Annotated in this window: 22 protein-coding genes; 5 read left to right on the top strand and 17 right to left on the bottom strand. The window is 37.4% G+C overall.

Annotated features, from left to right (window positions below; all coding sequences use genetic code 11):
• Window positions 1-15 precede the first annotated feature (15 nt).
• The 3 genes from ilvA (at window position 16) to Q4597_RS07755 (ending at window position 4475) form a co-directional block, all read left to right on the top strand.
• Window positions 16-1266 (top strand): threonine ammonia-lyase IlvA, encoded by a 1251-nt coding sequence (gene ilvA, locus Q4597_RS07765; protein ID WP_303405659.1) that lies wholly within the window; start codon window positions 16-18, stop codon window positions 1264-1266.
• 150 nt (window positions 1267-1416) lie between these two features.
• Entirely contained in the window at window positions 1417-2997 is a 1581-nt protein-coding gene (locus Q4597_RS07760; RefSeq protein WP_303405658.1) for an NADP-dependent glyceraldehyde-3-phosphate dehydrogenase, read from the top strand.
• Window positions 2998-3275: 278 nt separating this feature from the next.
• Window positions 3276-4475: an MFS transporter gene (locus Q4597_RS07755; protein ID WP_303405657.1), complete on the top strand. Its 1200-nt coding sequence runs from the start codon at window positions 3276-3278 to the stop codon at window positions 4473-4475.
• Between the two features lie 108 nt (window positions 4476-4583).
• Here Q4597_RS07755 and leuB read toward each other — a convergent pair whose 3' ends face one another.
• From leuB to leuC, 5 genes are all read right to left on the bottom strand, one after another.
• Window positions 4584-5639 carry a 3-isopropylmalate dehydrogenase gene (gene leuB, locus Q4597_RS07750; protein WP_215914444.1) on the bottom strand — a complete coding sequence of 352 codons (1056 nt, stop codon included), beginning with the start codon at window positions 5637-5639 and terminating at the stop codon, window positions 4584-4586.
• A 71-nt stretch (window positions 5640-5710) separates the two neighbouring features.
• Window positions 5711-6058, bottom strand: a complete 348-nt coding sequence (locus Q4597_RS07745; protein ID WP_303405653.1) for a four helix bundle protein — start codon at window positions 6056-6058, stop codon at window positions 5711-5713.
• A 55-nt stretch (window positions 6059-6113) separates the two neighbouring features.
• The gene (locus Q4597_RS07740) at window positions 6114-7628 is read right to left on the bottom strand and encodes an alpha-isopropylmalate synthase regulatory domain-containing protein (protein ID WP_303405651.1); all 1515 of its coding nucleotides are present in this window, start codon (window positions 7626-7628) and stop codon (window positions 6114-6116) included.
• A gap of 137 nt (window positions 7629-7765) precedes the next feature.
• A complete protein-coding gene (leuD, locus tag Q4597_RS07735) occupies window positions 7766-8362 on the bottom strand; it encodes a 3-isopropylmalate dehydratase small subunit (protein ID WP_303405649.1) in 597 nt (198 codons plus the stop codon).
• A 39-nt stretch (window positions 8363-8401) separates the two neighbouring features.
• Window positions 8402-9817: a 3-isopropylmalate dehydratase large subunit gene (leuC, locus tag Q4597_RS07730; protein WP_289063020.1), complete on the bottom strand. Its 1416-nt coding sequence runs from the start codon at window positions 9815-9817 to the stop codon at window positions 8402-8404.
• A 302-nt stretch (window positions 9818-10119) separates the two neighbouring features.
• Between leuC and Q4597_RS07725 the strand changes: the two genes are divergently transcribed.
• On the top strand, window positions 10120-11115 hold the full coding sequence (locus Q4597_RS07725; protein WP_303405648.1) for a hypothetical protein: 996 nt from the start codon (window positions 10120-10122) through the stop codon (window positions 11113-11115).
• A gap of 155 nt (window positions 11116-11270) precedes the next feature.
• Here the strand turns inward: Q4597_RS07725 and Q4597_RS07720 are convergent, their stop codons facing one another.
• Window positions 11271-11681 carry a DUF3592 domain-containing protein gene (locus Q4597_RS07720; protein WP_368506675.1) on the bottom strand — a complete coding sequence of 137 codons (411 nt, stop codon included), beginning with the start codon at window positions 11679-11681 and terminating at the stop codon, window positions 11271-11273.
• A gap of 123 nt (window positions 11682-11804) precedes the next feature.
• On the opposite strand from Q4597_RS07720, the gene Q4597_RS07715 reads away from it, so the two are divergent.
• The gene (locus Q4597_RS07715; protein ID WP_303405646.1) at window positions 11805-13235 is read left to right on the top strand and encodes a right-handed parallel beta-helix repeat-containing protein; all 1431 of its coding nucleotides are present in this window, start codon (window positions 11805-11807) and stop codon (window positions 13233-13235) included.
• A gap of 172 nt (window positions 13236-13407) precedes the next feature.
• Here Q4597_RS07715 and Q4597_RS07710 read toward each other — a convergent pair whose 3' ends face one another.
• The 11 genes from Q4597_RS07710 to Q4597_RS07660 form a co-directional block, all read right to left on the bottom strand.
• Entirely contained in the window at window positions 13408-13869 is a 462-nt protein-coding gene (locus tag Q4597_RS07710; protein WP_303405645.1) for an SMI1/KNR4 family protein, read from the bottom strand.
• A 25-nt stretch (window positions 13870-13894) separates the two neighbouring features.
• Window positions 13895-15253, bottom strand: coding sequence for a PAAR-like protein (locus Q4597_RS07705; RefSeq protein ID WP_303405644.1), 1359 nt, complete (start codon window positions 15251-15253; stop codon window positions 13895-13897).
• On the bottom strand, window positions 15250-15723 hold the full coding sequence (locus Q4597_RS07700) for a hypothetical protein (protein ID WP_303405643.1): 474 nt from the start codon (window positions 15721-15723) through the stop codon (window positions 15250-15252). Before Q4597_RS07700 ends, Q4597_RS07705 begins: the two co-directional genes overlap by 4 nt.
• Window positions 15724-15895: 172 nt before the next feature.
• Window positions 15896-16417 carry an SMI1/KNR4 family protein gene (locus tag Q4597_RS07695; protein ID WP_303405642.1) on the bottom strand — a complete coding sequence of 174 codons (522 nt, stop codon included), beginning with the start codon at window positions 16415-16417 and terminating at the stop codon, window positions 15896-15898.
• 564 nt (window positions 16418-16981) lie between these two features.
• Window positions 16982-17194, bottom strand: coding sequence for a hypothetical protein (locus Q4597_RS07690; RefSeq protein ID WP_303405641.1), 213 nt, complete (start codon window positions 17192-17194; stop codon window positions 16982-16984).
• Between the two features lie 7 nt (window positions 17195-17201).
• The gene (locus Q4597_RS07685) at window positions 17202-17504 is read right to left on the bottom strand and encodes a TNT domain-containing protein (protein ID WP_303405640.1); all 303 of its coding nucleotides are present in this window, start codon (window positions 17502-17504) and stop codon (window positions 17202-17204) included.
• Window positions 17505-17583: 79 nt separating this feature from the next.
• Window positions 17584-18141 carry an REP-associated tyrosine transposase gene (locus Q4597_RS07680; RefSeq protein WP_303405638.1) on the bottom strand — a complete coding sequence of 186 codons (558 nt, stop codon included), beginning with the start codon at window positions 18139-18141 and terminating at the stop codon, window positions 17584-17586.
• A gap of 172 nt (window positions 18142-18313) precedes the next feature.
• The gene (locus Q4597_RS07675) at window positions 18314-18868 is read right to left on the bottom strand and encodes an SMI1/KNR4 family protein (RefSeq protein WP_303405637.1); all 555 of its coding nucleotides are present in this window, start codon (window positions 18866-18868) and stop codon (window positions 18314-18316) included.
• Between the two features lie 2 nt (window positions 18869-18870).
• The gene (locus Q4597_RS07670) at window positions 18871-19392 is read right to left on the bottom strand and encodes a DNA/RNA non-specific endonuclease (protein WP_303405636.1); all 522 of its coding nucleotides are present in this window, start codon (window positions 19390-19392) and stop codon (window positions 18871-18873) included.
• Window positions 19393-19917, bottom strand: coding sequence for a hypothetical protein (locus tag Q4597_RS07665; RefSeq protein ID WP_303405635.1), 525 nt, complete (start codon window positions 19915-19917; stop codon window positions 19393-19395).
• Complete coding sequence (locus Q4597_RS07660; RefSeq protein ID WP_303405633.1) at window positions 19914-20294, bottom strand: hypothetical protein; 381 nt, start codon at window positions 20292-20294, stop codon at window positions 19914-19916. The genes Q4597_RS07665 and Q4597_RS07660 overlap by 4 nt, the downstream gene beginning before the upstream one ends.
• Window positions 20295-20309: the final 15 nt, after the last annotated feature.

Here is a 20309-nt window from a genome sequence, read left to right as displayed (position 1 = left end):
ACAGGGTTTTTTAATATGACCTATTTTCCAAATATATCTGATGTAAGAAGGGCCGCAGAAACTATTGCCCAAGTGGCCACGGTTACGCCTTTAATGTCCAGCATACGCCTATCCAAAATGTATGATGCCAATGTTCTACTGAAAAGAGAAGATTTGCACAGGGTACGTTCGTATAAAATTCGTGGAGCGTTCAATAAGATAAGTTCGCTTTCGGAAAAGGAAAGACAAAACGGAATTGTTTGTGCCAGTGCTGGAAACCATGCGCAGGGAGTAGCTTTTGCATGCAATCACTTAAAGATTCAGGGTACGGTATATATGCCATCCGTAACTCCTAAACAAAAGATTGAACAAACCAAAATGTTTGGTGGTGAGTGGGTGACGGTCGTGTTGGAAGGAGATACTTTTGATGATGCTTCCAAGAGCGCTAAAACGTTCTGCGAAAACAATTCAAAAACGTTCATTCATCCTTTTGATGACCCTAAGGTAATAGAGGGGCAAGGTACTGTAGGTTTGGAATTATTGGAACAATCCAAAGAGCCGATAGACTATATTTTTGCTGCAATAGGGGGTGGTGGACTGGCCTCAGGATTAATAGGTGTTTTTAAAGAACTATCTCCCAATACCAAAATTATAGGGGTAGAACCAGAAGGGGCGCCCTCTATGAAAACTTCCATAGAAAACAATAAGAACACAGAACTTTCTAAAATTGACAAGTTCATTGATGGTGCTGCAGTGCAGAAAGTGGGCGACCTTACTTTTGAAATCTGTAAGAACGGACTCCATAACATGGTTACCGTTGCAGAGGGTAAAGTATGCCAAACCATTCTAGACCTTTACAATAGGGATGCTATTGTGGTTGAGCCTGCAGGAGCTTTGACCATTGCTGCCTTAGATGGCTTTGCTGAAGAAATAAAAGGGAAAAATGTAGTTTGTATTCTTAGTGGAAGCAACAATGATATCACCAGAACTGCAGAAATCAAAGAGCGTGCACTACTTTATGGCCAGCTTAAGCATTATTTTATAGTTAGGTTTCCGCAAAGACCTGGTGCTTTAAAGGAATTTGTGGCTGAGATTTTAGGTCCGGACGATGATATTACCCACTTTGAATACTCTAAAAAATCCAGTAGAGAAAATGCCCCGGCTATTGTAGGTATTGAATTGAAAAGTCCTGAAGACTTAAAACCATTGGTGCAGCGTATGAAAGCCAATAATTTTTATGGCGATTATCTAAATGATAAACCAGACCTTTTTCAATATTTGGTCTAGGGTTTCACAATTTGCGACTCTTTTATGAAAATCTGAAAAGCTAGGCTTATTTAAAATTTTCATAACCTTATCTAATTTGTTAATTATGTATTTTCGTTATAACTACTTTCTTAGAGGTAGTTTACATGACTATAATAAACCATTCCTAAAATGAAAGCAATACCCGAAGAATACCAAATAGAAAATACAATAGACCAAAGAAAGTATTTGGTAAATGGCGAACTAAAAACGTGGTCCGGTAATACTACCGAAGTATACTCCACTATATCATCTACAGAAGAATACAAGCCTACATTATTGGGTACTATTCCAGATATGGGGGAACCGGAAGCAATCGAGGCTTTGGACGGGGCCATGAAAGCTTTTAGTAGAGGGCAAGGGGTGTGGCCAACAATGCATGTAAAAGACCGTATTGAGTGCATGGAAAATTTCGTGCGCCAAATGAAGACTAAGAGAGAAATCATTGTAAAACTTCTGATGTGGGAAATTGGGAAATCGTTACCTGATAGTCAAAAAGAGTTTGATCGTACCGTAGACTATATAAACGATACTATAGAAGAATACAAGCAGTTAGACCGTAACTCCGCTAAGTTTCAAAAGCAAGATGGAGTTTATGCTCATATAAAAAGAGGTCCGTTGGGTGTTGTATTGTGTTTAGGACCTTACAACTATCCTTTAAACGAAACCTTTGCTTTACTTATTCCCGCTATAATCATGGGGAATACCACTATTTTTAAACCCGCAAAACATGGGGTCTTGTTGATTACACCATTGTTGGAAGCTTTTCAATCTTCCTTTCCAAAAGGGGTGGTGAATATTATTTTTGGTAGAGGTAGAGCAGTGGCGGCACCTATCATGCAAACGGGAAAAGTAGATGTCCTTGCGCTTATAGGGAATAGTAAATCTGCCAATGCATTGCAGGAACAACATCCTAAGAGCAACAGACTTCGGTTGGTTTTAGGGTTGGAGGCTAAGAATCCGGCAATTATTCTGCCCGATGCCGATTTAGATTTAACTATTGATGAATGTATTGCAGGTACCTTATCCTTTAACGGGCAGCGTTGTACGGCACTTAAAGTAATATATGTACACGAAGATATAAGGGAGGAGTTTTTAAAACGTTATGGCAAACGGGTAGATGCTTTAAAATTTGGAAACCCATGGGACAATGGGGTGAAGCTGACCCCTTTGCCAGAGCCTGGAAAACCGGACTATATTCAAGAGTTGATAGACGACGCTGTTACCAAAGGAGCAAAAATAAAGAACAAAAAAGGAGGCCAGCGGTTTGATAATTATATATGGCCAGCAGTTTTATATCCAGTTACAAAAGATATGAGGGTGTATCAAGAAGAGCAGTTTGGTCCTATTGTACCCGTACTTTCCTTCTCGGATATTGAAGAACCGTTAAACGATATGGCCGAAAGCAACTACGGTCAACAGGTGAGTTTATTCGGGAAAGATGTATACGCGCTTTCGCCACTTATAGACACTTTGGTGAACTTGGTATGTCGTGTAAATTTGAATAGCTCTTGCCAGCGTGGGCCGGATATGTATCCGTTTACCGGAAGAAAAGACTCGGCTCAAGCTACTTTAAGCGTTCATGATGCTTTGCGTTCATTTTCAATTAGAACGTTTGTGGCCTTCAAGGATAACGACCTAAACAATGAGACTATTCAGCAGTTATTGGAAGCAAAGCTATCCAACTTTGTTAGTACGGATTATATATTGTAATCTATCCCTTTAAACTACAAAAGCACAAAGGTTTCAATCGTAGCTTTGTATATCTTTCAAGGTTTCCCCTGAAACGCTAACATAGGTTTGAAGTATAAAATTTTACCCCTATTTACAGGGGTATTCTTTTTTTATGGGTAATTATGAACATAAATCTGATAATCGCGCATGTTTTTAATTGATTTTCTCGCCATAACTTTGCTTAAAATTTTTATTAATTTTTAATGTAAGCTCCAAATCTTACAAAACAATTATGTCTAACTAAAAAGATGTGTGCTATGAAATCAAACACAGCAAACAGAAAAGCGCTAATAGCCCTAGCGATTGGTGGCTTTGGTATTGGATTAACGGAATTTGTTATCATGGGAATTCTTCCTGATGTAGCTAAAGGTTTAGGTATTACCATTCCTCAAGCTGGTCATTCTATTGCGGCTTATGCACTAGGAGTAGTAGTTGGAGCTCCGTTATTAACCAAAATAGGAGCCAAGTTAAATTCACGAACGGTTTTATTATTATTAATGGGGTGGTTCACCTTATTTAATACACTATCCGGTTTTTCGGATAGTTATATCACATTATTGATTACTCGATTCTTGTCGGGATTACCGCACGGAGCCTTTTTTGGAATAGGTGCTGTAGTTGCCGGTAAGTTGGTTAAGGCAGGAAAATCAGCTCAAGCAATTGCCGTAATGTTCTCCGGGTTAACAATTGCCAACGTTATTGGTGTACCAACGGGAACGTATATAGGACATCACTATGATTGGAGTTTGTCTTTCTTTATGGCTGGAATCGTTGGGTTTATGGCAATTTTAAGTGTGCTTTTTTGGATGCCAAAAATAGCGCCAGACCTTCCTAAAGAACGATCTAACGAGAACAAGGGGTTAAAAAATGGTGAGTTATGGGCACTTATTGCTTTGACAACGATTGGGACCGGCGGATTTTTTGCTTGGTATAGCTATATAGCTCCATTAGTGACCGATATTGCCGGAATGGGAGAACATATGGTTAGTTATGCTATGATTTTAGCCGGTCTTGGTATGGTAGTCGGTAATTTCTTGGGGGCAAAAATGGCTGAGTGGTTCGCACCGTTAAAGGCAGTAGCTATAAGTTTAAGTATTATGGTTATTTTATTGTTGATAAACGCGGTAGTTGCATCAAGCCCGCAGTTATTATTGATTATGACCTTTTTAATGGGATTGGCTTCTTTTACGGTTTCAACACCCATACAGATGGCAATTATCAATACCTCAAAAGGAAATGAAATGTTGGGTTCTTCAATGAATCAAAGCGCTTTTAATATGGGAAATGCCTCGGGTGCTTACTTGGCCGGTTTGCCAATAGCCTATGGTTTTGGAGTAGTATATTCTGGAATTGTAGGAGCAGTCCTTGCCGGAATTGGCGTGGTTATGGCTGTTTCAATTTTGGTGTATAGAAGGCAAAAAGCAAATAAATATAGAAAATTGGCTTATAATAGTTAGGCGAAGTATATAGTGGAGTCAAAAATATAAATTACATTATTGATGATAATAAAAAACCTCCCAAGTTAATCTTGGGAGGTTTTTAGTATTATTTTGATTATAATCTACTTAAACGTTCTTGGCCAACCAATCACCAACTTCGCTTGTTTTGTACGATTTGGCGTCTTCGGATAGGTCTTCGGTTACGATGCCTTCGGCTAAAGATTTGTTTACTACACGACGGATATCCTCAGCTTCTTCCTGTAGACCGAAATCTTCAAATAGCATAGCTGCTGAAAGTACGGTTGCCAATGGGTTGGCGATATCCTTTCCTGCGGCTTGTGGGTAAGAACCGTGTATAGGCTCGTACAATTTTGTTTTTTCACCTACGGAAGCAGAAGGCATTAATCCCATAGAACCTGAAATTACAGAAGCTTCATCCGTTAGGATATCTCCAAATAGGTTTTCAGTGATGATTACATCGTATCCTTTTGGCCATTGTACCAAACGCATGGCAACGGCATCCACAAATTCATAAGAAACTTCAACCTCAGGATAATCTTTTTCCATGGCCTGTACGGTTTCTCTCCATAAACGTGAAGATTCCAAAACGTTGGCTTTATCAACGCAACAAAGACGTTTAGACCGATTCATGGCCATTTCAAAACCTTTTTTTGCCAAACGCTGAATTTCGGCACGAGTATAGGTCATGGTGTCAAAAGCTGTATTCCCATCATCTTTTCTTCCTCTTTCCCCAAAATATACGCCACCTGTTAATTCACGCAGAATAATCAAATCGGTACCTTCTATACGTTCGCGTTTTAAAGGCGACTTATCAATTAAAGAAGGGAAGGTAAAGGTTGGACGCACATTGGCAAAAAGACCCAATTTTTGTCTCATTTTCAATAGACCTTGCTCAGGACGCACCTTAGCGGAAGGGTCATTATCAAATCTTGGGTGACCTATTGCTCCAAAAAGAACGGCATCTGCACTGGCACAAACTTCGTGGGTTTCATCTGGATAAGGCTCTCCAACAGCATCAATAGCTGCAGCACCTGTTAGTGCAGGTTTCCAACTTATTTCGTGCTTATATTTTGTTGCGATAGCATCGCAAACTTTTACGGCTTGGTCAATAACTTCGGGGCCGATACCATCTCCGGCCAATAGTGCAATGTTTAATTTCATTCTTTTTTAGCTTTACGCTACACGCCAATAGCTTTATTTAATATTATCTATTTGTTGGTGTGTAAGGTTAATTAAATTTTATTAATCAAATTATTTAAACTTCTCCTGATTCTATCAACCTTGTTATTAAGGTCTGAAAAAATTTGGTTTTCAATATATCCTAAATCCTGCGCTAGAACTGTAAAGTATTCCAATTCATTGGCCGAGCCTTGTGAAATTATAAGAAATCTTTTGAACTCAGCGTCTGATTCCCTTCCACATCCCTCTGCAATATTTGACGGAATTGAATACGCAGCTCTTCGCATTTGACTTACTATTCCATATATTTCATGTTTAGGGAAATCTTTGGTTAATTGATAGACCATTAAGGTTATTTCGTGGCCTAACTCCCAAACCTTATATTTTCTATAATCCCTCATTTTTTATTCAACTCTCAATTTTAATCATGCTATTAGCGTATGGCGATTAGCATGACTAAATAATATTAAGCATCTTTTCTGTTGCTTTGATTGCGGATACCGTTTGATCGGAATCCAAACCTCTTGTAATCAATTCTTTACTTCCATTCTGCCAAGTGATTATGGTCTCACACAAAGCATCGGAATTACTTCCTGGAGGAATCCTTACAGCATAATCGACTAAATTGGGCAATTCTATTTTTTTGGAAACGTATAGTTTTCGAAGGGCGTTCATAAAGGCATCATATTGCCCGTCTCCTTGTGCATGTGCCTCCAAAAGTTCTCCGTTAATTTCTAAAGAAACGGTTGTAGACGGTCTTAAGCCCATTGCGTGGGTAAGAACATACGATTTTATAAAAACCTTTTGTTGATGATTTCCGCTATCTAAAATATCGGAAATGATATATGGTAAATCGTCTTTGGTAACTTTTTCTTTTTTATCACCCAGCTCAATAATCCGTTGCGTAACCTTTTTTAGCTCCTCGTCATTTAAGGTAAGCCCCAGCTCCTGAAGATTCTTTTGAATATTGGCTTTTCCAGATGTTTTTCCAAGAGCGTATTTGCGCTTTCTTCCAAACCTTTCGGGTAATAGGTCGTTAAAATAAAGGTTATTTTTACTGTCTCCATCCGCATGTATACCAGCGGTTTGGGTAAATACATTATCACCAACGATTGGTTTGTTATATGGAATGCCTACACCGGTAAATGCAGAAACAAGTTTACTGACTTTATATAAAGATGATTCATTTACATTGATTTTGACATCCGTCAAAAAATCATTTATTACCGCTACGGCACTCGCCATAGGAGCATTTCCTGCTCGTTCGCCCATTCCGTTTACCGTAAGGTGCAGTCCGTGGCAACCGGCTTTAACCGCTTCCATTACATTTGCCACACCAAGGTCATAATCATTGTGACCATGAAAATCAAAATGAGTATTTGGGTAACGTGCTACAATTTCTGAAATAAAATCGAATGTTTCGGTGTGTGTCAATACACCCAATGTATCCGGAAGTAAAACGCGTTTAACAGGCTGTTGCGTAAGAAAATCCAAGTATTGAAAAACGTATTCTTTGGAAGTGCGCATACCATTACTCCAGTCTTCAAGATACACATTGGTGTCAATGTTATTTTCGGAAGCCAAGGCAATTGCCTTTTCAATATCGGAAAAATGTTCTTCCGGAGTTTTTTTGAGCTGATGGGTAAGGTGGTTCAATGAACCCTTGGTAAGCAGGTTTTGCACTTTGGCGCCTGCCTTTTTCATCCATTCTATTGAAACGCCACCGTCTACAAACGTAAGAACCTCAACTTTGTCGATACAGTTTTCTGCCGAAGCCCATTCCGCTATTTGTTTAACGGATTCCAATTCGCCATCGGAAACACGTGCCGAAGCTACTTCAATACGGTCTACTTTTAATTCGCCTAAAAGTAATTTGGCCAAGGTGAGTTTTTCGGAAACGGAAAAGGATACGCCAGAGGTTTGTTCGCCGTCGCGCAGCGTAGTATCCATAATTTCCAGTTTTCTTTTCATTTGCTCTAGGGTTTCTTTAGAACTGTATTCGTATTAAGGTGATGTTGTAGTAATTGGTGTAAAGGAAAAAACAACCTGCCGAAACTCCAATGGTCCGGCAGATTGCGGTAATCGTTTATCAGGTCTGCAATAGAAAGTTATAAAGGTCTATCCTCTGCAAATTCCTTGATTTCTTCCTGAATGTTCAAAAGGTAGTCAATGTCATCAAAACCGTTCAACATATTTGCCTTTTTGTATGCGTTTATGTCAAAGCTTTCAGACTCTCCGCTGCCTTCTATGGTAATGGTTTGTTCCGGTAAGCTAACTTCAAAAGTTGCTTCTGGATTAGCTTCTATCGCCTTGAATATTTTATCAAGAAAGTCTGCGCTCACCTGAACGGGAAGCACGCCAATATTCAGACAGTTGTTTCTGAAAATATCCGCAAAGAAACTAGAAACCACACAACGGAACCCATAATCATAAACAGCCCAAGCTGCATGTTCACGAGAGGAACCTGAACCAAAGTTTTTTCCTCCAACTAGGATTTTACCACTGTAAGTAGGATTGTTAAGAACAAAATCCTTCTTTTCTGAACCATCGCCGTTATAACGCCAATCTCTAAAAAGATTATCGCCAAAACCTTTACGCTCGGTAGCCTTTAAGAATCTAGCCGGTATAATTTGATCGGTGTCCACATTCTCAATAGGAAGTGGTACTGCCGATGATTTTAAAGTATTGAATTTATCGTATGCCATAATTTCAAATTGTAATTCTGATTTTAGATATAAATAAACTTAGGCGGTTTCAACTTCCAATAATTCCCTTGGATCGGTAACCTTTCCTGTAACAGCTGCCGCTGCTGCAACTAACGGACTCGCCAATAGGGTTCTGGAACCTGGGCCTTGTCTTCCTTCAAAGTTTCTGTTAGAAGTACTTACCGCGTATTTCCCAGCTGGAACCTTATCATCATTCATTGCCAAACAAGCGGAACAACCCGGTTCGCGAAGTTCAAAGCCAGCTTCGTTCAAAATGGCCAAAAGACCTTCGTCTTTAATTGCTTTTTCAACTTTATGAGAGCCAGGAACCAACCATGCCGTAACGTTAGGCGCTTTTGAGCGTCCTTTTACCAATGAGGTAAATAATCTAAAATCTTCAATTCTACCGTTGGTACAACTTCCCAAGAAAACAAAATCGATAGGTTTGCCCATCATACTATCGCCTTCATTGAAGTTCATATACTGCAACGATTTTTTATACGTAGCAACACCGCCTTCTACAGCATCCGCCTGTGGAATACCATTAGAAATTCCGATGCCCATACCAGGGTTGGTACCATAGGTAATCATTGGTTCTATATCGGCAGCATTAAATGTAATTTCTTTATCGAACTCAGCACCTTCTTCGGTCGGTAATGATTTCCAATAAGCCATAGCTTTGTCCCATGCTTCACCGGTTGGTGTAAATTCTCTACCCTTTACATATTCAAAAGTTTTTTCGTCCGGAGCAATCATTCCACCACGGGCACCCATTTCAATACTAAGGTTACAAACCGTCATACGGCCTTCCATAGTCATATCACGGAAAACTTGTCCGGCATATTCTACAAAGTAACCTGTAGCACCGGAAGTTGTTAATTGTGAAATAATATAAAGTGCAACATCTTTAGGTGTAACGCCTCTACCTAAGCTGCCTTCAACATTAATTCGCATGCTTTTTGGTTTGGTCTGCATGATACACTGCGAGGCCAAAACCATTTCTACTTCCGAAGTACCGATACCAAAGGCAATAGCCCCAAAAGCACCGTGAGTAGATGTGTGAGAATCACCACAAACAATAGTAGCACCGGGTTGTGTAATACCATATTCAGGTCCTACAACATGAACGATACCGTTTTTTTCATGGCCAAGTCCCCAATATGAAATACCAAATTCATTGGAGTTTTCTTCTAGCATACGCAACTGATTTGCAGATAGAGGATCCTCTACAGGCAAATGTTGGTTAATGGTAGGGGTGTTATGGTCTGCCGTAGCAAACGTCTTTTCAGGATACATCACTGGAATGCCCCTAGATTTTATACCTAAAAAAGCAACGGGACTTGTTACTTCATGTACCATGTGGCGGTCTATGAAGAGCACATCTGGTCCATTTTCTATGTGTTGTACCACATGTGAATCCCAAACTTTATCGAATAATGTCTTTTTTGTATTCATTTTATTTAAATTCTAAGCACACAAATCTAATGAAAGTGGACGTTGTTAAGAAATTAATGTAGTTGAAAATTACGATGTTCAACTTATATAACACCCAAGTATTTTTGTGTTATGTAATTTTATTTTAGGGTAGTTTATCGATTATATTTCGATGAAAATGTTGCATTTGGTCGGTAAAACAAATTAAAGAATCAGGACAACGAAAAAATTGTGTGAACTAAACAAGAGGTTATAATTTTACCGCGCTATGTGCCTAAACGGCAAGGTAAAATATCCCAAATTACCTTAAAACCTACTTGTTTATGAAGCTGAAAAATACATTTTTTGTTTTGTTCATTGCGTTTACTACAATTGCAATGAAAGCGAATAACTTGCCTATACCTGTTACCGTAAATGAAAGTATAACGGTTACTTTATTTTTTCCTTCAGCAATTGAGAAGGTAATTGAGCCAGCTCCCCATTATAAGTTTGATTATGAGCCTAACGCAACAATGGCCACTCTTGTAGCCAGAAAAGGAGCAACAAGTAATCTTACCGTGATTACCAAGGATGGGAGTATTTTTTCGTTTTTACTGCAATATGATAATGAGGTGAACAACTTTACGTATGTGTTGGCCACGGATCAAGCTATTGGAACGTTAAAAGGTTCTAGTGCTGTTGCAGTAAGTAGTAATACAAATGAAGATGTAGTTGACCATAACGAAGAGCCCAACAACAAAAAGCCGGTTGTGGAGGCTGGCTCTAACGAACCGTTAACACGCACCACATCCAAAGAAAAAAGAAATGTAAATAAAAAAACTCCAGCTAAGGAAGAGATCTATGACTCTGAAGAGGACGAAACGCCAGAAAATACAGGAAGCAGTCTCTACAATTCGGATAGGGAAAGCTATTATCAGATTTTTTGTGAAAATAGTTATTTAAAAAAATCCCGCTTTAAGAAAAGCTCCAACACTATTAATTTAATAGGGCTGCACCTAAACAATATCATCAAGGACCATAATGATTTGCATTTTGTGATGGAAATTAAAAACGATTCATGGACCGATTTTAAAGTGAAGTCATTGAAGTTTTTTATAAAATCACTAAAAGGGAATCACGAAATAGAAATGAAAGAATTGTTCGTTTATAACTTACAAGAATCCATTGCTGCCCACAGTGCCAATAATCTAGTATTTATCTGTAAAGATTTTGCTTTGGGCAAAGGCCAGAATATTTATGTGCTGCTCAAAGAAGAGGAGGGTAGGGAACGCTCTGTAATGTTAAGTTTAAATGCGGAACAAATTAAGCCTGGCAAGTAATATGTATCTATAACCTACAATTGGTTTTGTTTTAATTGTAGGTTACTAATTCTTCCATGGGAAAACAACTTTCCTATACACGTTTCAACTCACTGGGCTTTTAAGCTTGTGATATGATGTTTCTCCATACCCAATACACTACAATAGCAATTGTATTAAGTAGCGTTGCTCCCCATTTTTTTTCTGAAATTGTAGAGCGAAAATAAGATACCCAGACCAATTAAAAGGTAAAGCCCGTAGGACTGTATAAAAGATGTTTCGGGAGATTTTGCTAACGTTGGATTTACGGAATCATAATAAATAGTTACCGAATCGTTTACGGATTTTAAAGTGCCAATAAAAGGGATTGCCAACAGTTCAACTCTGCTTTTATATTGGTTGCCGTCTTCGTCCTTATAGGAAACTGTAGCAAACGACCTTGTGCCCCTTGCCTTTATATTGTTGTGTATTTCGGTAATCTTGGCTTTGGTTTCAATCCAATTTTCAGAGGTGTTCTGTGCACTTAAGGGCCAGTAGAGTAGTGCGGACAGGAGAACTAGTAGGGAAATTTTCATTAGGGCTGTTATTTGTATAAATAAGGTTTCAAGGTATGGTTTAAAGACAACAAATACAATTATTATTAGTTATCTAATCTAAATGCTTACTGAAGTATGTACCTATTTTTATAAGTAAACCTAAAAATTAGATTTATGGCTAGAATTCAATATAAACCGATGTACTCCAATGCAATAGTATTAATAGTTGTATTGATAACAATGTTATCGGCTCTTAGTTCTTGCTCAACAGAAAGCGATAATCCAAGCCAAATAAGCGAAATAGAGGATTTGCCAGAAGAACCGATTGTTGATACAGAGGCAAAAATTACCGAATTCACTTTTAAATCCGTTGATAACGAAGGGCTTTCTACCGACATAATCGGCACCTTAAATGAAGATAATAATACCATCCATGTTACGCTCAATTCTTTAATGCTTTCCATAGAAGAACTGACACCAACAATTACAGTTAGTTCTGGAGCCAATATTAGTCCGCCATCAAAAGCTGTGCAGGATTTTAGCAATGAAGTCACTTATACCGTAACAGCAGAAAATGGAACAGCGGTAACCTATAAAGTTTTGCCTAATATTACTAGTAATCTCTGTAAATCTAATTTACAAGAATCCGGACCTATTGTTGTTAACGAGGATCATCAACAAATAGAAAATCTATTTATTAAAACATCCAGTCAGCATGGTATAGAGGTCAATAACTACAAGGGCGTGGTAATCTCTAATTGTATTATTGAATATACAGGTGCATACATGGGAATTAAATTTTCAAACGCCGATAACCTGACCATAAAAAATTGCTACGTTAAGTATACCAATGCACCTTCTGCAGGTCCTTTAGAGGATTTTACCAGAAACTGTATTGAAGGCTTTGATTCTCCTAATCTGGTCATTACTAATGTAAAAGTTGAAGATGGTTCTACCGGAATTCGATTAAACCAATGTGATGCATCTGAATTAACGTACATAGAAGGGCATAATATGAGAGGTCCTTATCCTAGAGGACAATTTGTACAGTATGACAAATGCATAGGCGGCTTACTTGAGAATTTTTCTGTCATCAATGATCGCAATGTAGCTTGGACAGAAGACAATATAAGCATCTATAAAAGTGCAGGGCAAGAAATAAAGAAAGGTCTTATAATAGGTAATAACAGTCCAACAGGCGTGGGTGTTTTGTTTGAGGACCAAAATACCGAAGGTGCCCGTGGCGGTTACGGTGGTGTAGTAGAGGATGTGGACTTTTTAGAAATGGGTAACGGCGTTGTTTCTTCCGTAGAAGGTTCTAAAAATGTTACGTTCACTAGAATTCGCGCTAAAGAAATCATTTGTGGCGAGCTAGGACAAGGAAGAGGTAATCCTACCTCTAACTCCTTAATATTCGCAGCTTTCGGTACTGCCGAAAACACAGGGAATAATAAAATAATAGATTGCCTTGTTTATGATTCCTGTAACCCGACCAATATTGTCTGGCCCGAGCATAATTTTGAGGTAATAGATTATAGGGATGATATTGATTTTGAACCGAGAAGCCCAATAGTTCTCAATTTTGATTGCTTAGCCGATGATTAGAAGAAGTAAAGTGATGCCGTAGGGTTTGCCTGGACCGTTCTTTCAGGATATCCCAACTTTAGTTCTCGTCTAAAAATAAAAAAGCTATCTAAATGTTTAGATAGCTCTCAGTTTGTTGTTTCTTACTCCGTACGGCACTCGTTACAAACGAGCGATAGCGGGGGAATAAAATTTATCCTTCGTGTGGAGGAGGTGTAATCTCTAACATTTTAATAAAATCAGAAAATGACTCGGCCACATAATACGTATTGAGATCATCTGTTGATTCATCGAAAAAGTTGGAATGGTCATAATACCAAACACCATCATTTTCTCCGTCAAAAATAAGTAAAAGCCAAGCTCCACCAGGATCACTACCAATTAATAAAGAATTTGTTAAAATATCATCTTCAAATTCTTTGTTTTGATAAAGAATATCAATAGATTCATTTTCCTTTCCTAAATCAATTCCATAAAATACCCCCATCATTATTTTTTGTTTCAAATCTTTGACGAAAAAATAAGCATCATGGATTGCAGCTCCATTATTGTCTTTTAAAAACAATTTATAGTCACTTGGCAGCTTAATATTAAAAGTACTTTCTACTTTAATGATATTTTGAATATCCCCGTTCTTAAATTTATTTATTTTCATTAAGATTAATCTTGATTAAATATAATTATTTTTTACCTAATGCAACTTTTTTAGTTTTGGAAACACCTCCTGAGTGAGTAAATCTATCATGTATCTTTTTATCTACTTCCATCATAGTTTTTCCATCTTCATGATGATGCCATGTTGTATTGTCCTTTTTAGGAGGAATTTTTTTTGATGCTTGATTTGCTTTAGTATAATCTGTTGAGTGGTTTCCTTTTTGTTTACCAATATCAACGGATTGTCTTGAATATGGACTGAAATCTGGAAAACCATTTTTATAATCTACTACATTACCTTCCCAGTCAGTGTATCTCCAAGTGCCGTCATCTAAGTTTTCAACCTTTCCTCCCTTAGCCTTCCATTTTTTAACGTCCGGAGAGTATTTTGGTTTAGGTGTTTTAATTTTAGTTACTGGAATATCTTCTACGGTTTCCTGTAAATACTGCACATCCCCCAACTCCTTAGGTGGCGGGAGCAATTTAGTCCCATCCGAAATGTCTTCCAATTTATCGGCAGCTTTTGCGGCATCTCCAAGGTCGTCCAATTTGTCCAGTACCCTAGCGGCATCAATGGTTTTATCCGCCACCTTTGCTGCGGTCAGTGCCGCTGCTCCTCCTGCAGTGGCTACTTCCATACCCACTTCAAACAAAACTTGTCCCGTAAAGTCTCCCCATTCCTCCGCGCTCATATTAGCGGCCTTGTCCATTAATTGTTCAGCCATTACGGCGTTTTCTTGTTGGGTGGCCATATAATCAGCTGGGTCGGTGAGCATATTTACGGCTGAGTTACGGTAAACGAACGTACCTGCTTTTTTTGCCATATTGCCCATGGCGGTAAAAGTCTCCTTATCTTTTTGCAGTTGCTCGGCATAGCCAGCAGGATTCATAAGCTGGTAGGCAACGGTATGCTTTCCGGCCCAAACTAAAAGGTCTGCAACGCCGGTTACTGTCCCTTTGGCACCTTTCCAAAGGCCAGTGCCCAGTCCTTTGGTAAAGTCCCATGCATTGTCCCAAAAGCCGTTTTCTTCTTCTTGTGGTGGCAGGGCGGCCGTGGCAGCTGCTAAGGAATAAAATATCTTTACGGTACCGCCCAAGGTACAGGGTAGTTCACTATTTTCCAATAACAATTCGTTTCCGCCCAAGGTAATGCCATCGGTAACATTGGTCCAATCGAGTACTGGCGCTGTACATGGTGCCCCGTTGGAGGCGCTACAAGCACCCAAAGGTTCAAAGTTCACAATAAGGGTCTTGTCCATTTTGGTGCACATATGCTCACCAAAAAGGGTGGTCTCCGTATAGGATATGCTGCGCAGTTCCGCAGGAACGGTACCCATGTCGCAGACCAGATAAACGCCTTCCGGTACGTATTTCTTTCCGCTCATAGGTTTTTTCCTTTAGGTGTTATACGAACTATTTGTTCGTAGTTGAACAGGGAGGGAACATTGACTGTAATAAGTTGCCCGGCATGTGCTATGTGGTAGTTTTTGTCCAAGTCATACGTTTCCATATAGGCCGCTTGTACCGGTACTGCCAGTTGTATATTGTCTGCCAGTTTCCTAAAGTGTTTTCGAACATTGTACTGGTCAAAATTTTCCTCGTCCAACATTCCCTTTCTAAAAACTTGGACTTTATCTTTTGATAGATTTCTTTCTTTTAGAGTAGTTGTTAGCTTAAAGGGGAGGGGGGAAGTACCGAAAAAATCCGTAAATATTTTGGTTGATTCTATTGTATCGCCTTGGTAAGATAGAGAACCATAGAGATCGGGAAAAAACAAAGTGCCAATTTCTGATTCCTTAAAATTTTCGGTAAACAGCTTATTGTTATTCAAAAGAGAATCGGTGGCGGTGAGCACGGCTTCCAGCCCTTTTTGCGCCCGCTAGGGCTCGTATTTTACGAGTACCGTTCCAGTTGCTTATTATTCTAAGAAACCAATATCATCAATTTTCAGAACTGTATTGTAATTTATAATGTTTCGTAGTTACTAGAATTCCAATGTATTAAAAATACAAAAGCTATCTAAATGTTTAGATAGCTCTCAGTTTGTTGTTTCTTACTCCGTACGGCACTCGTTGCAAACGAGCGCTAGCGGGAGTTAGCTTTTCAAAGAAATCGTATAAGTTTCCCCCTGTTTTAGTAAAGCCCAAACCTTTGAAATCTGTTATATAAATATCAAATTCCTCAGAGTTTTCACTTTCTATGTCCCAAAAAAGATAATGTCCGTTTTCACTCATAGCAAATGGAATCAAATCTTTTAATTTTTTATATGATAAGTCCGGTTCCATGTCGAACCAGAGTTCGTCTTCGTTGTCAAGAACTTCTTGATAAGTGCCAATGATTTCCTGACTTCTTATAAAAAAAGAATCGGGATAATTTTCCATTGGAATATAAATTATAAACAGGTCGCATGATAGACCGTAACCATAATTTTCTACAAAATTTATATAAGACTGTGGAAATTTTCTACCATTAAAAAAAGTATGGCTATGTAGCAATTCTATGCTACCCAGAATTAAGTTGTCACTTACTTTCTTTAAATCGTAACTCATATTATTTGCAACAAAATGTATTTTACCTTAACCAGTTTTATTCTAAGAATCCAATATCGTCAATTTTCAGAACTGTATGGTAATTAATGATGTTTCGTGAGTTACTATAATTCCAATATATTAAAAATACAAAAGTTATCTAAATGTTTAGATAGCTCTTAGTTTGTTGTTTCTTACGCTGAACGACACTCGTTGCAAACGAGCGCTAGCGAGGTTTTCTTCTAAAAATATTTTTTATACTTGAGTTCTTTAAAAGAGCTTTCTTTTCAATCCTCCACCAAGTCCTTTCCCCAAATGGACCAAATCGTTTAGCCCACGCTAGCGCTCGTATTTTACGAGTGCCGTCACAGTTAATACTTATTGAAAATCTGAACACCAATTGTAAAACCAAGGCTTTTATTGGTTAGGTTTCTCGCATTACCATTTTCTGCTTATTGATTAAAAATACAAAAGCTATCTAAATGTTTAGATAGCTTTGTTTTAACTCTTGTTTCTTACGCTGTACGGCACTCGTTACAAACGAGCGCTAGCGAGGGGAGGCAGCAAACTATTGCAAATAAATGACTATTTAATTTTTTTTAATATCCTTATTGAGGTACCATCTAAAACTGTTAATCGTGCCATTGGCATATCTAAAATAAGGTTCCCACACTTACATTCCGAAAAATTTTCTGGCATACTGAAAATTTCGTCATTGCATTTGCCACACTCATAGTATATATCTTTACCTGCTGGATAACCTTTTGTTATATCAAAATTTATATATTCTTTTTTCACTTATATTTTATTTACATTTTATAATTTTTCTATCAATTAGTTCTAAATGACCTGAGTCAATAAGTTCTCCAATAGTTTTGTTCTTCGTGAAATATTGATTTGCCCCCCCTTTTTGTCCAAACCACGGAGCGATTTTACCAGAATCAACTTTAAACGGTTTCTTCACCCTATATTGAGAAAGAATAGTACTATTTTTAATAGGCGGCATAGCTCTTTCAGGAAACGGTGTATTAGCATCCGCAAGAAATCTTCCTCGATCATTAAAAGCCCCACTATCATCGAACCATCCACCATATCTATCAACTATCATATTTTCCTTCAGACCTTGCGTCTTCTTAGGACCATCAAATCCCCGCTAGCGCTCGTTTGTAACGAGTGCCGTACCAGTTTTATTCTAAGAAACCAATATCGTCAATTTTTAGGACCGTATGATCATCCGCAAAATTTTTAGCACTAGAGTATTTCCAATCTATTGGGTCGCAAACAAATCCGGAAACAACCGGGTTGCTATGAATATATTCTATTTTTTGTTTTATAACGGCAGTACTCCATAGTTCAATGGGCTTGTTGTTGTGCTGCCAAAATTGATATTTAGATATATTTCCTTTTTGTTTTCCAGCTCTTTCAAACATCCATAGTAACCATTCTATTCTACTTTCGGTAGGGTTCTCCTGAATTGCTTTTAGGATTTTTTTAGAGGTATGTTTTTTAAAATCTCTTAATAGATTCATTGGGTCTTCATTAGAATCCCTGAAAACTAAATGTTTATGGTTAGGCATAAAACAATATGCATATAACTCCATGCCTTTTTCTTTTCTGCAATAGTCTATACTTTCCAGTAGGATATTGAAATATTCTTGTCTGGTAAATACATCTATCCAATATACCGTAGCAAAAGAAACAAAATAGGCCGCTGTTGGATTTTTAAACTTGTACTTTCTGCTCATTATCTAAAAATACAGAAGCTATCTAAATGTTTAGATAGCTTTGTTTTAACTCTTGTTTGTTTCTTACTCAATACGGCACTCGTTGCAAACGAGCGCTAGCGAGGGAAATTTGAAAACCACAACTTGAAAACTCTTAAGCCGTAGCTAGTACGTTTTTACCAAAAAATGCGCGCTATCCTACTTTTGAAAAAGGTTTAAATGTGGGGGATAAGGGAAACTCGTTAAAAGGTATAATACTTTTAAAATCAGACTTAGACGTAATTCTATCAAAAAATTGATATAAATTCTCAGCAACTTTCGTAAAACCTAAACCACGAAAATCTGTAATATATATATCAAACTCTCCTTCTTCGTTTTCACTTTCAATATCCCAGAAGAGATATTCTCCATCCACACTTTTAGCGAATGGCTCTGCTCTTTTTAATAATTCAAGGCTTCCATCGGGATACAATATGTCTTCATTCAGTTCTTCTGGGTCACCCCAAGTCAAAACATCCAAAAAACCTTCTTTGAAAATTGGATTCTGAATATGAAACGAATCGCCGTAATTTCCCATAGGTATATATACAATGAAAGATTCACCAGTTAATCCATAGCCATAATTTTCTACAAATTCTTTATATGATTTAGGAAACCCTTTCCCATTTTTAAATTTATAGGTATATAGGGATACTAAATCCCCTTTTTCGTAAATTTTATTCCCTATTTTTTTTAAATTAAAACTCATAATTAATTACAACAAGCAGTATTTTTTCTAAGTCCATTTTGTACAGTTGTGTCCGCAATTACATTTCCATTTTGATCAATAGCATACATGTTTATTGAATCTGGAATAGGATTATTTCCCGAATAATTTGGTGTTACTTCAATAAGTACAGTATTTCCTGATCTCACATGTCTAGTCACACTATTTTCAAACCTTGTCATACCAGGGTGATTGGTTCCGTCTGTTATGGTAACTATATTTCTTGGGTCTGTTCCACTTCCTCCATGATTTCTAGCTATTAAGTGGCCACGTTCTTGATGGTATGGATGAGCTCCCCCCTGCCATCCTGGTGGATCATATAATCCTGCCTTGGTTCCAGATCCTAAGGTAGAATTATTAACTTCCGCAATACCTCCAGTTGCTCTACCTTGGCTATCTAGAGGGTAATATTCAACATTCAGTCCGAATTTATCAAGCCAACTATTTACATCTTTTACATATGCATATTGATTAGGGTTATTCCCTGCAAGCCCTATCGGGGCCATTCAACCAAAAGCATATATAGGTCTCATATTTATATCCGATTCATTTTCGTATTTAGATAACCTTATCCTTGATAATTGGTTATTCTCTGTTATAATTAATTCATATCTCAAATTAAGGTATTCAAATACAATTCGCTTTATTGTTTTTAAATCATTTATTTTATGAAAAACTCTAATATGCGAATAAGGTGCTAATTGTTTTTTAATCGAATTTAAATTAGAAAAGTCTTGATTAATATCAATTTTCTTTTCAAGGTAATTTATACTACTAGGTTTATTTTCTATATTTAAATCAATATATTCTATTCTCGGTGGTACTTTGATAGTTTCTGCACCAAAACCAATCATAATTCCTTTGTCATCGATATCAATTGGATACTCATCTATTTCATCAAGTTCATAGTCTGCTAAAACTTCATCCAAATTTATAGCTAAAGAAGCATTAATTCGTTTTTTTAAATTATTATCTCTTATATCTTTCAGAACTAAATCTGCCGTTATTCTTTGTGAATTTTCCTTAGTCATAATAGATTATTTTCTCTCAGTGAGTCGTAGTAGTCACCGTCACTTTCTAATTTTTCTATAATCTTTTTTGAGATTTCATCAACCGATAATGTCGGTGCTTTCTCTCCTTTGACTGGATGAATAAAAAAATGATGATTGGAATTACTCAATTTTATAAATTTCAAAAATTCTATAGTATCTATTTTGCTTAAAACAATATCCTTTCCAGAGGAATTTAAATATTCTTCCATATAATATTCATCCTGCCATAACATTAAAGTATCACTTTTGTCATTGCCTACAATCAATTGAAAAGTAGATTCAGATGTCACTGTCTTGATGAAATTTCTCTCTCTTTTTTGATATTCTGAAGTTTGAATTTTTTGTTTTGCAATCATTTACAAATAAATTTA

The sequence above is a fragment of the Zobellia sp. 1_MG-2023 genome (assembly GCF_030549125.1).
GTDB classification, from domain to species: domain Bacteria; phylum Bacteroidota; class Bacteroidia; order Flavobacteriales; family Flavobacteriaceae; genus Zobellia; species Zobellia russellii.
The sequence above is the reverse complement of the archived record's forward strand: the minus strand, read 5'-3'. Positions and strand labels throughout refer to the sequence as shown.